This window comes from Amycolatopsis sp. 505 (assembly GCF_031625235.1).
Lineage (GTDB): Bacteria > Actinomycetota > Actinomycetes > Mycobacteriales > Pseudonocardiaceae > Amycolatopsis.
Map to the genome: position 1 here is coordinate 743,763 of NZ_JACKQP010000003.1, position 13,106 is coordinate 756,868.

Here is a 13,106-nt window from a genome sequence, read left to right on the forward strand (position 1 = left end):
CGTGACCACCATCGCCGAGCGGCCCGCGGATGTCCCGGATGCCGACGAACCGACCGATCCGCCGCTGCTGCGCGTCCGGGGCCTCACGAAGAAGTTCGGACCGGTGCAGGCGCTGGCCGGCGTCGACCTCGACGTCCCGGCCGGGCAGGTCACCGCGCTGGTCGGTGACAACGGCGCGGGCAAGTCCGTGCTGATCAAGTGCATCGCCGGCATCCACGTCCCGGACGCCGGCGAGCTCACCTGGCAGGGGCAGCGGGTGCGGATCCGCACGCCGCGGGACGCCGCCGCGCTCGGCATCGAGACCGTGTACCAGGACCTGGCCCTGTGCGACAACCTCGACATCGTGCAGAACATGTTCCTGGGCCGGGAAAAGGTCCGGCACGTGTCGCTCGACGAAGACCGCATGGAACTGGCCGCGAAGGAGACCTTGCACAGTTTGGGCGTGACGACGGTGACGTCGGTCCGCCAGCCGGTCGGGTCGCTGTCGGGTGGCCAGCGCCAGGCGGTGGCGATCGCCAAAGCGGTGTTGTGGCACTCGAAACTGGTCATCATGGACGAGCCGACGGCGGCGCTCGGCGTGCAGCACACCGAGGTCGTGCTGGAGCTGGTCGGCCGCCTGGCCGAGCGAGGTCTGGGCGTGGTCGTCGTGTCGCACAACATGAACGACGTTTTCGACGTGGCCGACCGGATCGCGGTTTTGTACCTGGGCCGGATGGCGGGCGTGTACGCCACCGGTGAACTGACAAAGGAAACGGTCGTCGACCTGATGACCGCGGGCCGCTCCGACCGCTGGAGCGTCCCGGCCCGAACGAAGGGAGTCGCGTCATGACCGGCTGGTGGATCGCCGCCGCGGTCGTCATCGTCTTGCTGGCGCTGTCGATCCGGATCGTCAAGCAGTACGAGAAGGGGGTGCTGTTCCGGCTGGGCCGGGTGGTCGGGGTCCGCGAGCCCGGGCTGCGGTTCATCATCCCGGTGATCGACGTGCTGCGCCGGGTGTCCCTGCGGATCGTCACGATGCCGATCCAGTCGCAGGGCATCATCACCCGCGACAACGTCAGCGTCGACGTCTCGGCCGTGGCGTACTTCCGCGTGGTGGACGCGACGAAGTCGGTGGTCGCGATCGAGAACGTCTACGCGGCGATCGACCAGATCGCGCAGACGACGCTGCGGAAGGTCGTCGGCCAGCACACCCTTGACGAGACGCTGGCGGAGACCGACAAGATCAACTCGGACATCCGGCAGATCCTCGACGTGACCACCACCGAGTGGGGCGTCGACGTGACCCTGGTGGAGCTGAAGGACATCCAGCTGCCCGAGACGATGAAGCGGGCCATGGCCAAGCAGGCCGAGGCCGAGCGCGAGAAGCGAGCCAAGATCATCAACGCCGAAGGCGAGGCTCAAGCTGCGGCGGCACTCGGCACGGCGTCGGACACGATGATGGCGCACCCGCTGGCGCTGCAGCTGCGGAACCTGCAGACGCTGATGGAGATCGGCGTCGACCACAACAGCACGGTCGTGTTCCCGGCACCGCTGATGAGCACGATCGGCGAGCTGGGCACGTTCCTGGCCCGCGAAGCGGCCGCTGCTGCACCGCCGGCGGTAGTACCTAGCGGCGGCGAGATGGCAGTTCGGGCGCCTCGCTGAGCTGCTTTGCCCGGGTGTGCTATCTCGTCAAGTACTGCCGAAGTGCCTCCGGTTCGGCCTTGTCGAACTTTGCTTCTCCGAAGTCTACTAGCTGGTCGTCTCCGAAATGAGCCTGGTCGAATTTTGCGGAATCGATGAAGTGTGCCCTAATGAATTCTGTGGAGCCGGCAAAATTCGCCTCTTGGAATGTTGCCGTGTTGAAAACCGCGTCAGTAAAGCTGGTGAAGCTGGTAAAACTCGCTCGTTCGAAAGTTGCTGTTCCACTGAAAGTCGACTCCGCGAACCAGGCATCGTCTGAGAATCTAGCGTCGGAAAACTCCGTGTAGGAGGAGAATTTCGTTGCATCGAACAGCGTCTCCCCTGAGAAGCGCGCTCCTTTAAATCTGGCCATGCCTGAAAATGTGATGCCACTAAGGGTGGCTGGTTCGAAGAATCTTACTGCGGCAAAGTCAGCGTCGTTATTGAACTTTGCTTCGGAGAATGACGAATAGTTCTCGAACTTGGCTCCGACGAATCTTGCATCCGCGGTGAATACCGCGTCGTCGAAGTTGGTTCTTCCGGAGAAGGTTGCGCCATCGAACCGGGAAGCCCCAACGAAGGTTGCGGCGGCGAAGTTTGCCTTTCCTACGACGACGCCGTCCAGTTCGGTGTCGAACAGGGTCGCGCCGGCGAGGTCAAGGTCAATGTCTGCCCAGAAGCTGGGATCGGGGTCTTTGAGGTCGCCCGGCCACAAGTGACCAGAGATGATCTTCTGGGCGGTCAGGCGGACCTCCTTCTCCTGTCGCGCTTCACCCGAAAGGTCGGATACTGGTGTGGTGAAGGCGACCGGTCTGGTGATCGCGGTAGTGCGGCGGGCTTTCGAAGCCGTCAGCAGCGAACGGTGCACGACACGGCGATGGGTGGGCTGTTCGACAGGGGATGCAGGGTAGGGCGCCCGTAGGTACGCGCAGATCACGTCCACGACGGTCTGCCGCTGGCCGACGTTGTCCTGTGCGACCCGCTCGAGGGCGTAGAGAGCACCGTGTCTGACCGCTGCCTTGTCTGAACCGAGCTGTTCGACGGCTTTGAGGTAGAGATCGGTTAGGCGACGTTCGCGCGCGTCGTGTTCGGCGTGCGTGGCCGCGCGGTCGGCTGCGGCTGCGTTCTGGGCCGCGACGCGTTCCGCCAGCTGGTGGGTCTCGTATTTCTGCAGCAGGTCGAGCTCTGTCGAGCGCTGGCGTCGCACTGCCAACCAGAGGGCGACTGCACCTCCTGTCCCGACGCCGAGTGTCCCTGCGGTCCGAAGGGCGTCCAGCTGGGTCGATGTCGCGCTCGTACTGATCAGTAGCCAACCGGATGCAACGGCTACCAGGCACATCGCCGGAATCCCGACCGCGACCACCCACCGGGGGATCGGGCGCAGCCGCGGCTTGGTCAGCGGTGCCTGGTCGGTGACGGAGTCCGGATGGGCAGGTCTGGTTGGCTCGTTCACCAGGGAACTATCGCATTGTGGCAATGGTCGACGTGCGTGACGGGCCTGCCGAACTTCGATAAGGGATCACCGGGCCAGCCAGCGGGTGGCGCCCCGCAGACCGAACGCCATCGAGTCCCAGCCGGCGCCCGCGTGCACCGACAGCCCGGCGCGGAACCGGCCCGGGACGTAGGTGCCGAGGGCCTTCTTGCCCAGCCGCCAGGCCGCCGACGTGCCGACGCGGTAGTCCTCGAGCGCGTCCGGGTCGACGACGACCGGGCGGACCGGATCGCCGGTGACCGACAGCGGGACCTGCGCGAACGTCGCCTTGTCGAACATTTCCAGCACGCACATGCTCACCGGCTCGAACCCGGGCCCCGGCAGGTGCACGCCGGCGTCGGCGGCGATCTGGCCGGCCACCGCCTGGGCCTGCAGCAGGGCCAGGAACGCCTGCTTGACCGGGAAGTCGCCGGCGTCGCCGGGGGCGTAGACACCGGGGTGCCCCAGCACCTCGCGCTTGCTCTCCTCGCAGACGAGGAAGCCGCGGTCGTCGGCCGGGAGGCCGTCGAAGCGCTGGGCGGCGACGTACGGCGGGAACGCCACCAGCAGGTCGAACTCGTGCGAGGTGCCGTCGGTGAAGGCCACCTCGAGCTCGCTCACCTTGTCGGGTTCGACGCCGGTGCGGCCCGCGATCCCGCGGGTGGCGAACTCCGCGGCCACCACGTCGTGCAGCTTGGGCCCGAACGCCTGCACGTAACTCTTCTCGGAGGTGGCGAAGGCGATCTGGACGTTGTCGCGGACCTCGCGGCGGCGCAGCCAGGTGTCGAGCATCAGCGTGATCTCGTACAGCGGTCCGGCGCACTTGTTGCCGGGCGGCACGAGGAACAGGACCTGCTGCAGCCGGCCGTGCCGGGCGTGCTGTGCCACCCACTGCAGCTGCTCGCCCAGTGCGTGCAGCTGCCCCGGCGTCCACACAGTGCGTGCATACTCCGCCAGGCCGGGCACCTCCTCGGGGCGTATCGCGGCGCCGGTGGCGACGACCAGGTGGTCGTACGGCACCGGTTCGTGGGAGGTGTGCACGACGCGGCGCTCGGTGTCGACACCTTCGGCCGTGGCGATCCGGGCTTCGATTTCCCGGCGCCGCAACGGTTTTGCGAGCGGCACGTGCAGCGGTCCCTCGGCCGCGCCGAAGGGCAGGTAGATGCTGTTGGGGCGGAACAGGAAGTCGTCCCGGTCGGAGACGAGGGTCAGCCGGACGCGGTCCGGGTTCGCGAGCGCGCGTAGCGCGAACGCCGTCTCCAGCCCGGCGAACCCGCTGCCCAGAACGACTACGTGGGTGGGGGACATGAGTCTTCTCCGATGCTCCGGTGGGTCGGCCGACATTTCACGATGCGCCCGGACGGGCGAGCGGAGGGAGAGTCCTCGGCCGCGCGGGCGAGGGACTTCCGGCCCTTTTCACCGGATTCGGTGCCGCAGCACAGTGGAGGGGTGCCGAACACGCGGAAAACCGTCGGACCGCACCGCCGGATGCCGGCGCAGGACAGCCTGTGGCTGCACCTGGACCGGCCCGAGAACCTGATGGTCGTCACCTCGGTCCTCTGGACGCGGACACCGGTGGACCCCGCGCGGCTGCGGTCGCTGGTGTCCGACCGCCTGCTCGCCCGGTACCCGGTGTACTTCCAGCGCGCCGTCCGGCGCGGCCGCACGCTCTTCTGGGAAACGGATCCCGGCTTCGACCTCGGCAAGCACTTCGTCGTGCAAGACCTCCCGGCGCCCGCCGACCAGGCGGCCCTGCAGACGTTCGTCGCGGCGCGACGCGGCGAGCCACTCGACCCACGACGTCCACTGTGGACCATCGATCTGCTGCAGGGCTACCGCGGCGGCAGCGCGCTGGTGTGCCGCACCCACCACGCGATGGCGGACGGCATCCGGCTGACGCAGGTCCTGTTCAGCCTCCTGGACCCGGTCGAGAGCGAACCGGCCCCGCACGCGAAGGTCGGCGGGGCCGCACCCCACCGCGAACCGGTGGCCCAGCCCGTGGCCCGGCTCGGCGCCACCGCGCTGCGCGTCCTCGGTGACACCGGTGCCAAAGTCCAGCTGCGAGCCGCCCGTGTGCATCCGGTGCTGGAATCCGCGGTCGCCCTGCCCTTCCTCGGCGCGACCGCGGCCGTGGGGGCCACGGGCGCGGTCGCCGGCTTCCTGTCGTCGGCCCTCGACGGCGGTCCCCGGCGCGCGGTCGACACGGTCGCGAGCGCGGCGACGACCCTCTGGCACAGCGCGACCGGGACCGCTGACCTGCTGGGCCCGTCCACGGCCACCGGCCTGTGGGACGGTGAACCGGGCGTCGAGAAGACCGCGGCGTGGAGCGACCCGGTCCCGCTGGTCACGCTCGGCCGGATCGGCCACGACACCGGGACGACGATCAACGACGTCTGCACCGCGCTCGTCGCCGGAGCACTCGACCGGTACTTCACGGCCCACGGAACCGCGCGGCCCGAGGCGTCGGACCTCGGCTGGCTGATCCCGGTGAGCCTGTCGTCCTTCGACGACGAGCTCCCGGCCACCCTCGGCAACCACTTCTCCCTGGTGCTGGCCCAGCTGCCGCTCGGCCGCCGGACGTTCGCCGAGCGCCTCGCCGAGGTGCACCGGCGGGTCGCCCGGATCCGCGACTCCTTCGAGCCGGTGCTGACTTTCGGGGTGCAGTACGCGATCGCGCAGAGCCCGGCGCCGGTCGGCTTGCCGCTGAGCCGGTTCTTCGCCGGCAAGGCCGTCGGCGTGCTCACGAACGTGCCCGGCCCGCGGACGGCGATGACCCTGGCGGGCGCGGAGGTCGACGGGATCGTCGGCTGGGCGCCGTGCAGCGGCCGCCAGGCGATCACCATCTGCATCTTCAGCTACGCCGGCCAGGTGCGGTTCGGCTTCGGCACCGACCGCACGCTGATCCCGGACCCGGAGCTGCTGGTGGCCGCGCTGGCCGAAGAATTCGCCGAGGTCGCTCAGCGCGCCTGAGCCGACGCCGCGCTCACCTGGGCGCGGGCGTGGGCGAGCGCGTCGTCGAGGCTGGTGAAGAGGTGGCGGCCGGTGCGCAGGGCGCCGGTGGTGGTCAGCAGGTGCCGGTGGTGGTCCTGGACCCCCTTCAGCAGCACCGTGATTCCCCGTGCCTCCAGCTCCCCGATGGTCTCGCCCAGCGCCTTCGCGCCGGTCGCGTCGAGCAGGTGCAGGCGGGAGAACCGCAGGATGACGACGAGGACGTCGTCGGCCGCCGCCGCGATCTCGGCCATGACCCGTTCCGAAGCGCCCCAGAACACGGCGCCCTCGAAGCGGAAGACGGCGATGTGCTCGTCGCCCTCGGCGGCCGGGCCGGGCAGGGTGTCGCGGCCGGCCCGGGCGGCGCGGGCGAGGTGGCGCAACGCGAAGAACGCGGCAGCCAGCAAGCCGATCTCGACCGCGAGGATGAGGTCGGCCGCAACGGTGACGAGTGCGGTCACGGCGAAGGTGACCGCGCTGGACCGGCTGGCCCGGACGACTTCGCGGATCGTGGCGAGCGGCACCATGCGGAGGCTCGTGATCAGCAGGACACCGGCGAGGGCGGCCAGGGGGATCCGGGAGACGAGCCCGGTGGCGGCGTAGATCACCGCGAGGATCACCAGCGCGTGGACGACGGACGCGAGCCGCGTGCGCGCCCCGGACCGGACGTTGACCGCGGTGCGGGCGATCGCACCGGTCGCGGGCATCCCACCGAACAGGCCACTGGCGATCGAGGCCAGGCCTTGGCCGACGAGCTCGCGGTCCGGCCGGGTGGGCCCCACCGGCGGGCCGCCGCGGGTCATCGTCGCGGCCACCCGGGCCGACAACAGGGATTCGATGGCGGCCAGCGCAGCGACCGCGATGACCGCCCCGGCGAGGTCGTGGACCACGCCGAGGTCGAACTGCGGCAGCGCGGGGACGAGGCTGCTCGGCAGGCTCCCGATGCGCGGCACCGGGGCGTGCGCGACTTCGGCGGCGACGGTCGCCACGGCCACCGCCACCAATGACGCCGGAATCCCGCGATGCAGCTTCGGCAGCGTCAGCATGATCACCGCCACGACGGCGACCATCGCCACCGTCCAGCCCGCGGCACTACCGGCATGCACGAGGGCGGATCCTGCGCCCAGCAACGGGTTACGGCCTGCCGGCGCAGTCGTCCCGACAACCGCGGGAATCTGCTGCAGGAAGATGATGCAGGCGATGCCGAGCGTGAAGCCTTCGACGACCGGCCACGGCAGGTAACCCACCAGCCTGCCCAGCCGCGCCGCGCCCGCGGCGAGCACCACCACGCCGCCGAGGATCGACACGAGCGCCACGGACGCCGTCCCGTGGACGGCCACGATCGGCGCCAGGACGACGGCCATGGCCCCGGTCGGGCCGGAGACCTGGACCGGCGATCCGCCGAAGACCGCGGCCACGATCCCGGCGACCACGGCAGTGACGAGCCCGGCTGCGGCTCCCGCGCCCGAGCTGATGCCGAAGGCCAGCGCGAGGGGGAGGGCCACGACGCCGACGGTGATCCCGGCGAGGAGGTCCGCCCGCAGCACCGGCGGGCGCAGGTCGTAGTCGGCCCGGCCGGGCAGCAGCTCCCGGGCGGCCGCGAGGCGGCTCACGCCTCGGCCGCGATCGCGTCGAGGATGGCCTGGGGGCTGGCTCCGGGCAGGGGGGGCAGTTCCTGCGCGGTGCGCAGCCGGTCGGAGTCCGGGGTCAGGCTGGACAGCAGGAAGGCGCGGGCGACGACCAGCAGTTCCGCGACGAGCGGCTGCGCGAGCCAGTACTCGACGGCGTTGCCGGTGCGGGTGGAGGTGACGACTCCGCTGCGGCGGAGCACCGCGAGGTGCTGGGACAGGTGGGACGCTTCGCAGTCGGTCACCTCGAGCAACCGGGTGACCGGCGTGCCCGCTTCGCCGGCCGCGGCCAGCACCTCCAGCACCTGGATCCGGATCGGGTGGGCCAGGCACTTGAACAGGTCGGCTTTGATCCGGTAGAGCGGCTCGGTCGTGCGGGAGCGGGCGGGCAATGGGCACCTCCTGGATTGATGACTCTATCAATCCATCAACCCACGGTCTCAGCGGGCCGCCGCCAGCAGCGCCGGGAACTCCCGCTCGATCGCCTTGGCGAGCACGCCGGTGTCCGGGACCGCATCCGCGTCCGCCGTGATCCCGAAGGTCACCTCGCCGGCGTAGCTGAGCATCGCGACGCCGATCCGCACCCGCAGCGCAATGGGCACGTACGGGTGGATCCGGACGATCCGGCGGCCGAGTGCGGACAGCGGTTCGGCAGGGCCGCGAACGTTGGTCGTCACCGTGGCGATGTTGCGCTGCGGCAGGTGTGCGGCGGCCCGGATCGCCCACGCGACCGGGGCGAACGGCTCGTGCGCCGCGGTCGCGGTGAGCAGCGCGCCGGCGGCGGCCTCCTTGGCGGCTTTCAGCGTGCCCAGCCGCCGGTGTACCCGGACCAGCCGCTGGGCCGGGTCGGCCAGGTCGACCGGCAGCAGCGGCAGCAGGAGCGAGACTTCGTTGTCGAGCGCGGTGCCGGACCGCACGGACACCGGCACCAGCGACCGCACGCTGTCGGCTGCGGGCGTCTCGCCGCGCTGCAGCAGCAGTTCCCGGAACCCGCCGGTGACCGCGGCCAGCAGGACGTCGTTCACCGTGACGTCGAAGGCTCGCGCGACAGCCTGGACGTCGGCGAGCGGCACCGACGCGGTCGAGTAGCGCCGGTCGCGCCCGAGCGGGCCGGTCAACGGCGTGGGCGACACCGGCAGCAGCGCGGACGTCATCGCCGCGAGCCCGCGGGCGGCGTCGCTGACGCGGCGGGCCAGCCGGTTCGGGTGCAGCAGCGCGCGGGCGAGCAGCCGCGACTGGGTCCAGGGCGTGCGCAGCAGCGAACCGGCCGCGTCCAGCAGCAGCTTGGCGGCACCAGGGTCGGCAGCTTCGGCGGCGGGCCGCGGGTCGGCCGGGGCATCGCCGAACAGGACGGTCTGCAGCCGCGTCGCCGCCATGCCGTCGGCCAGGGTGTGGTGCAGCTTCGTCAGGATCGCCCAGTGCTCGTCCGGCAGGCCCTCGATCACCCAGAACTCCCACAGCGGCCGGTCGCGTTCGAGCCGTTCGCCCATCAGCAGGGCGACCAGCTCGCAGAGCGCGGTTTCGTCATGCGGTGCCGGAAGGGCGACTCGCCCGAAATGCGCGGGCGGGTCGAACGCCGGGTCGTCGACCCAGACCGGCGGCCCGAGGTCGAACGGCACCGTGCGCACCTTCTGCCGGTAGCGAGGGATCCCGGCCAGCCGCGCGAGCACGGCCGCGGCGAACTCGTCTTGGTCCGGCACCGGTCCCTCGGCGATCGCGACCGACGCGATGGCCAGCGACGATCCCGGGTCCTCGTCTTCGATCTCGAGGAAGGCGGCGTCGAGCGGGCTGAGCCGGTCCATGACGTCCTCTCAGTGCGCTATGTCGACGACAACTCGCCGGACCTGGTCCTGGGGGCCGAGCTGGGTGAACACGCGGAACGGCAGCTGCGCGCGGACACCAGCGGCGAACGTGCTGAGCCCTTCGAAGGAGCCGGCGAAGCGCACGGCCCGCAGGGACGGCCAGTCCGGGGTGCTGACGAGGGTGTCGCCGACCGCGGCCAGGAACCGTCCGGGCTGGTGGCCGGAGTCGTCGGCGCCGAGCGCGGGCGCCCGGACGACGATCTGCAGGGCCGCGCCGCCGGGCACCGGCAGCGGGTCGCCCTTCGGGTCGGTGGTCACCACCGGCAAGTACCGGACGGCGAACCCGGCCGCCGCAGGGCCGCTGACGTCGAAGACCACCCGGTCGAAGCAGGCATGCCGCCCGGCGCGCACGAGGTAGAGCGCGTCCCGGCTCATCGGGTCCGCAGCACGCGGGTCCGTGCGCCAGCCCGCGGGCCGGTTTCGCAGGGGAAGGCGCCGGTGTGGTCAGTGACGCGGGTGTGGTGGCCGGGGCCGGCACGGGTGCCGGGAGCACCGACGCCGGCGGGCTCGCCGGAGGCGCCGGGGCCCGGTCGCTCCCGCACCCGGCGACCGCCAGGCCGCACGCCACCGCGACGAGCACCGCCCGGCCGCGTGAGGTCATCTCGTCCTCGCCAGGGTGTCCCGGCGCCGTTCGTACTCCTCCTGGTCGATCTCGCCGCGGGCGAACCGTTCGTCGAGGATCCGCCGGGCCGCGCCGTCCGTGGACGGCGGCTGCGGTGCCCGCCGCGCGAGGACGACCACGAGCGCGACGAGCCCGGCCAGGATGAGCGCCATCAGCACGAGCATGCCGATGCCGCCGGCCCAGCCCATGGTTGCGGGGGAGTGCCAATACGGCATGACCGGCTCCTTTCCTAGTGGGCCTGGAAGTGCTTCGGGGGAGCTTCGAGCGGCTGCAGCACGTCATCCAGGTCGCGGCGCGGGGTGGCGGGCAGCGGCTCGGTGTTGGCGGGGGCCCAGCCGATGCGCAGCACCATCTGGGGGAACGACCCGCCGGTGACGTGCTCGGTCACGGTGTCGCGGACGTCCGGCAGCTCCAGCGGCTCGGTCAGCGGGCACGACGACAGGCCGAACGCGTTCGCCGTCAGCAGCACGGCACTCGTGGCTTCACCAGCTCGCAGCCGGGACATCCGGTCGTCGGACGCGGTGCTGAGCACGAGCAAAACGGTCTCGTCGTCCTCGGCCCTGGCCCCCACCGGCTGAGCCAGGAGCGGGTCGGCGAAAGGCCGGGTCCGGAGCGCGCCCGGGGTGTCGTCCGGGGCCGGGGTGTTGCGGGCCGGGACGCCGTCCGGGGAGAGGTGACGTCCGCTCCAGGCCGAAAGTTCGGTGCGATAGGCGGGGTCGGCCGCGTGCCGGTCCGCGGCCTCCTCGATCGCCGTCGCGAGGTAGTACCTCGCCGAGTTGTCGGTGAGTTGCAGCACGGTGCCTTCCAGCGCGGCCGCCCGGGACATCGCTTCGACGTGGCCGCGCGGGACGACCCACGAGCTGTGGCGGCGGCGGTCGGTCCGCCGCCGGGGGATGGCGGCGGCCATCGCGATCTCGTCCTGGGACGGGTCGTGCGGGTGCAGCGTGATCGCCGCCAGGTGGTCGGGCTCGGCGGGATTGGGCAGCCGGTGCACTTCCGCGGCCCAGCCGAGCGCGGCGAAGCCGACCCGGGCGTGGTGCAACGCGGCACCGCAGCTGAGGATCAGGTCACGACCGTCCGGGTCGGTCTCGGGCAACCGCCGGTCCGGGTCGGCGTAGAGGTGCAGGGAGCTGTGGCCGAGCCGCCAGTACCACGGCTGGGAGTTGTGCACCGACGGCGCGCAGACCGCCATGGCGACCGCGGTCTTGACGGTGAAGTCGTCCGGGAATGCTCGGTCCATCATCGGCCTGCCTCGTCGTCGGGAGTCTCTGCCGCCTCGACCTTCGCACCGCGGTCGCGGCCGCCGGGAGGGCCGGAGTGCCTTCGCTGCGGGGACTTTCGGTGCTCGGGCACGAGACAGGCCAAGGCTCGCGCGAGCGACTCCGCGGGCGTGCCGCTGGTCGGCAGCGAATGCGCTTCGGGCCACGGGTCGGCGTCCACGGCCATCCGACGGGCGATCTCGGGGGTCGCGTCCGACAGGGCGCCGGTCCGGGTCGTGATGCGCTGCGCGGCGATCACCTCCGGGGCCCGGCAGCGGAGGGCGACCACCGGGCTGCTCGTCCGCGCGGCAGCCGCGACGGCGAGCGCCCGGTGCGGGGCCGCGTTCCAGGATGCGTCCAGCACCACGGTTTCGCCGAGCGCCAGCAGGTCGCCGGCCCGGCGCACGAGCTCGGCGTACGTCGCGTCCGAGTGCCGCGAGTCGTAGAGGCCTTCGCGGTAGCCCTCGGCGGGCCGCCGGGCCGGGGTGAGCCCGGCCAGTTCCTTGCGCAGGCGATCGGACTGCAGCAGGGTGGCACCGAGCCGGTCGGCCAGCCCGGCGGCGATGGTGGACTTGCCGGTGCCCGGTTCCCCGCCGACGAGGACCAGCCGAACCTGGCCCAGCCGCAGGTGCCCGAGGGCGAGGTCGGCGTACGCCCTGGCCAGCTCGGCCGCCCGCGGATCGCCCTGCCCGTGGCGGAGGCAGGCCACCTTGGCCCGGACGAACGCGCGGTAAGCGAGGTAGTGGCGCACCAGCGCCGGGGGAGCGGGGTCGCCGGTGAACTCGCGGTAGTCGCGCAGGAGCTGTTCGCCCAGTTCGAGCGCGCCGAGCCGCTCGATGTCCATCGCGAGGAAGGCGACGTCGTCGAGCACGTCGACGTGCCGGAGGTGGTCGTCGAACTCCAGGCAGTCCAGCACGCGCGGGCCGTCGGCGAGGCAGAAGATGTCGTCGGCCAGCAGGTCTCCGTGGCCGTCGACGACGTGCCCTTCGGCGATCCGGCGGTCGAACAGGGATTTGCGGCCGGCGAGGAACTCCTCGGCCAGTACTTCGATCTCGTCCGCGGTGGCCGGGTCGAGCACCTCGCCGTGGAACGGCCGGACCTGCGCGAAGCTGTCGCGCCAGCGGTCCCGGACCGCGTCGCGGGTCTCGTCGGCGTCGATCTCCGGCCCGCGTGCCGCCTGGGCGTGGAAGGCGGCCAGCTGCCGCGCCAGCGCCCGGATCGTCGCGGGTGCCGCCGCGCCGCGCCGGATCAGGGTCGAGAGCCGCCGGTCCTCGGGCATCCGGCGCATCACGACCAGGTGGTCGCGGACCTCGCCGTCGGGGCCGGTGACGTCGGCGACCCCGAGGTAGACGTCCGGTGCGAGCCGCCGGTTCAGCTCCACCTCGCGGTGGCAGGCCCGTTCGCGGGCTTCGCGCGTCGAGAAGTCCAGGAAGCCGAGGTCGACCGGCTTCTTCAGCTTGTAGGCGTGGTCTCCGACGAGCAAGACCGCACCGATGTGGGTCTCGCGAACGTCGGCCCAGGGTCCGTCCATACCGTCAGGATCGGCTCGCCGGGGCGGTTCGCGCCGGGGACGAAAGTCATCGGGACCGAGGACCCGGGGAACCTTCCGCGAGC

Annotated in this window: 12 protein-coding genes; 3 read left to right on the top strand and 9 right to left on the bottom strand. The window is 71.6% G+C overall.

The window, feature by feature from the left end; all coding sequences use genetic code 11:
- Position 1 precedes the first annotated feature (1 nt).
- Complete coding sequence (locus tag H5965_RS15010; RefSeq protein WP_396136903.1) at positions 2–829, top strand: ATP-binding cassette domain-containing protein; 828 nt, start codon at positions 2–4, stop codon at positions 827–829.
- The gene (locus tag H5965_RS15015) at positions 826–1,644 is read left to right on the top strand and encodes a slipin family protein (protein WP_310970370.1); all 819 of its coding nucleotides are present in this window, start codon (positions 826–828) and stop codon (positions 1,642–1,644) included. Before H5965_RS15010 ends, H5965_RS15015 begins: the two co-directional genes overlap by 4 nt.
- Positions 1,645–1,663: 19 nt before the next feature.
- Here H5965_RS15015 and H5965_RS15020 read toward each other — a convergent pair whose 3' ends face one another.
- The gene (locus tag H5965_RS15020; RefSeq protein ID WP_310970371.1) at positions 1,664–3,115 is read right to left on the bottom strand and encodes a pentapeptide repeat-containing protein; all 1,452 of its coding nucleotides are present in this window, start codon (positions 3,113–3,115) and stop codon (positions 1,664–1,666) included.
- Positions 3,116–3,181: 66 nt separating this feature from the next.
- Positions 3,182–4,441, bottom strand: a complete 1,260-nt coding sequence (locus tag H5965_RS15025; protein WP_310970372.1) for an FAD-dependent oxidoreductase — start codon at positions 4,439–4,441, stop codon at positions 3,182–3,184.
- 141 nt (positions 4,442–4,582) lie between these two features.
- Between H5965_RS15025 and H5965_RS15030 the strand changes: the two genes are divergently transcribed.
- Positions 4,583–6,103, top strand: a complete 1,521-nt coding sequence (locus H5965_RS15030) for a WS/DGAT domain-containing protein (protein ID WP_310970373.1) — start codon at positions 4,583–4,585, stop codon at positions 6,101–6,103.
- Here the strand turns inward: H5965_RS15030 and H5965_RS15035 are convergent.
- The 7 genes from H5965_RS15035 to H5965_RS15065 all read right to left on the bottom strand — a co-directional run bounded on the left by H5965_RS15035 (position 6,091) and on the right by H5965_RS15065 (position 13,023).
- Positions 6,091–7,734, bottom strand: a complete 1,644-nt coding sequence (locus H5965_RS15035) for a SulP family inorganic anion transporter (RefSeq protein ID WP_310970374.1) — start codon at positions 7,732–7,734, stop codon at positions 6,091–6,093. The genes H5965_RS15030 and H5965_RS15035 overlap by 13 nt on opposite strands.
- Positions 7,731–8,141: a metalloregulator ArsR/SmtB family transcription factor gene (locus tag H5965_RS15040; RefSeq protein WP_310970375.1), complete on the bottom strand. Its 411-nt coding sequence runs from the start codon at positions 8,139–8,141 to the stop codon at positions 7,731–7,733. The genes H5965_RS15035 and H5965_RS15040 overlap by 4 nt, the downstream gene beginning before the upstream one ends.
- A 48-nt stretch (positions 8,142–8,189) precedes the next feature.
- Complete coding sequence (locus tag H5965_RS15045; protein WP_310970376.1) at positions 8,190–9,551, bottom strand: wax ester/triacylglycerol synthase family O-acyltransferase; 1,362 nt, start codon at positions 9,549–9,551, stop codon at positions 8,190–8,192.
- Between the two features lie 9 nt (positions 9,552–9,560).
- Entirely contained in the window at positions 9,561–9,986 is a 426-nt protein-coding gene (locus tag H5965_RS15050) for a hypothetical protein (protein WP_310970377.1), read from the bottom strand.
- 222 nt (positions 9,987–10,208) lie between these two features.
- Positions 10,209–10,448, bottom strand: a complete 240-nt coding sequence (locus H5965_RS15055) for an SHOCT domain-containing protein (protein ID WP_310970378.1) — start codon at positions 10,446–10,448, stop codon at positions 10,209–10,211.
- A 14-nt stretch (positions 10,449–10,462) separates the two neighbouring features.
- Positions 10,463–11,473 (bottom strand): Acg family FMN-binding oxidoreductase, encoded by a 1,011-nt coding sequence (locus H5965_RS15060; RefSeq protein WP_310970379.1) that lies wholly within the window; start codon positions 11,471–11,473, stop codon positions 10,463–10,465.
- Entirely contained in the window at positions 11,473–13,023 is a 1,551-nt protein-coding gene (locus tag H5965_RS15065) for an AAA family ATPase (protein WP_310970380.1), read from the bottom strand. Before H5965_RS15065 ends, H5965_RS15060 begins: the two co-directional genes overlap by 1 nt.
- Positions 13,024–13,106 lie beyond the last annotated feature (83 nt).

Coding starts and splice junctions, on each gene's coding strand:
- H5965_RS15015 (WP_310970370.1), top strand. CDS start 826: ATGACCGGCTGGTGGATCGCCGCCGCGGTCGTCATCGTCTTGCTGGCG.
- H5965_RS15025 (WP_310970372.1), bottom strand. CDS start 4,441: ATGTCCCCCACCCACGTAGTCGTTCTGGGCAGCGGGTTCGCCGGGCTG.
- H5965_RS15045 (WP_310970376.1), bottom strand. CDS start 9,551: ATGGACCGGCTCAGCCCGCTCGACGCCGCCTTCCTCGAGATCGAAGAC.
- H5965_RS15050 (WP_310970377.1), bottom strand. CDS start 9,986: ATGAGCCGGGACGCGCTCTACCTCGTGCGCGCCGGGCGGCATGCCTGC.
- H5965_RS15055 (WP_310970378.1), bottom strand. CDS start 10,448: ATGCCGTATTGGCACTCCCCCGCAACCATGGGCTGGGCCGGCGGCATC.
- H5965_RS15060 (WP_310970379.1), bottom strand. CDS start 11,473: ATGGACCGAGCATTCCCGGACGACTTCACCGTCAAGACCGCGGTCGCC.
- H5965_RS15065 (WP_310970380.1), bottom strand. CDS start 13,023: ATGGACGGACCCTGGGCCGACGTTCGCGAGACCCACATCGGTGCGGTC.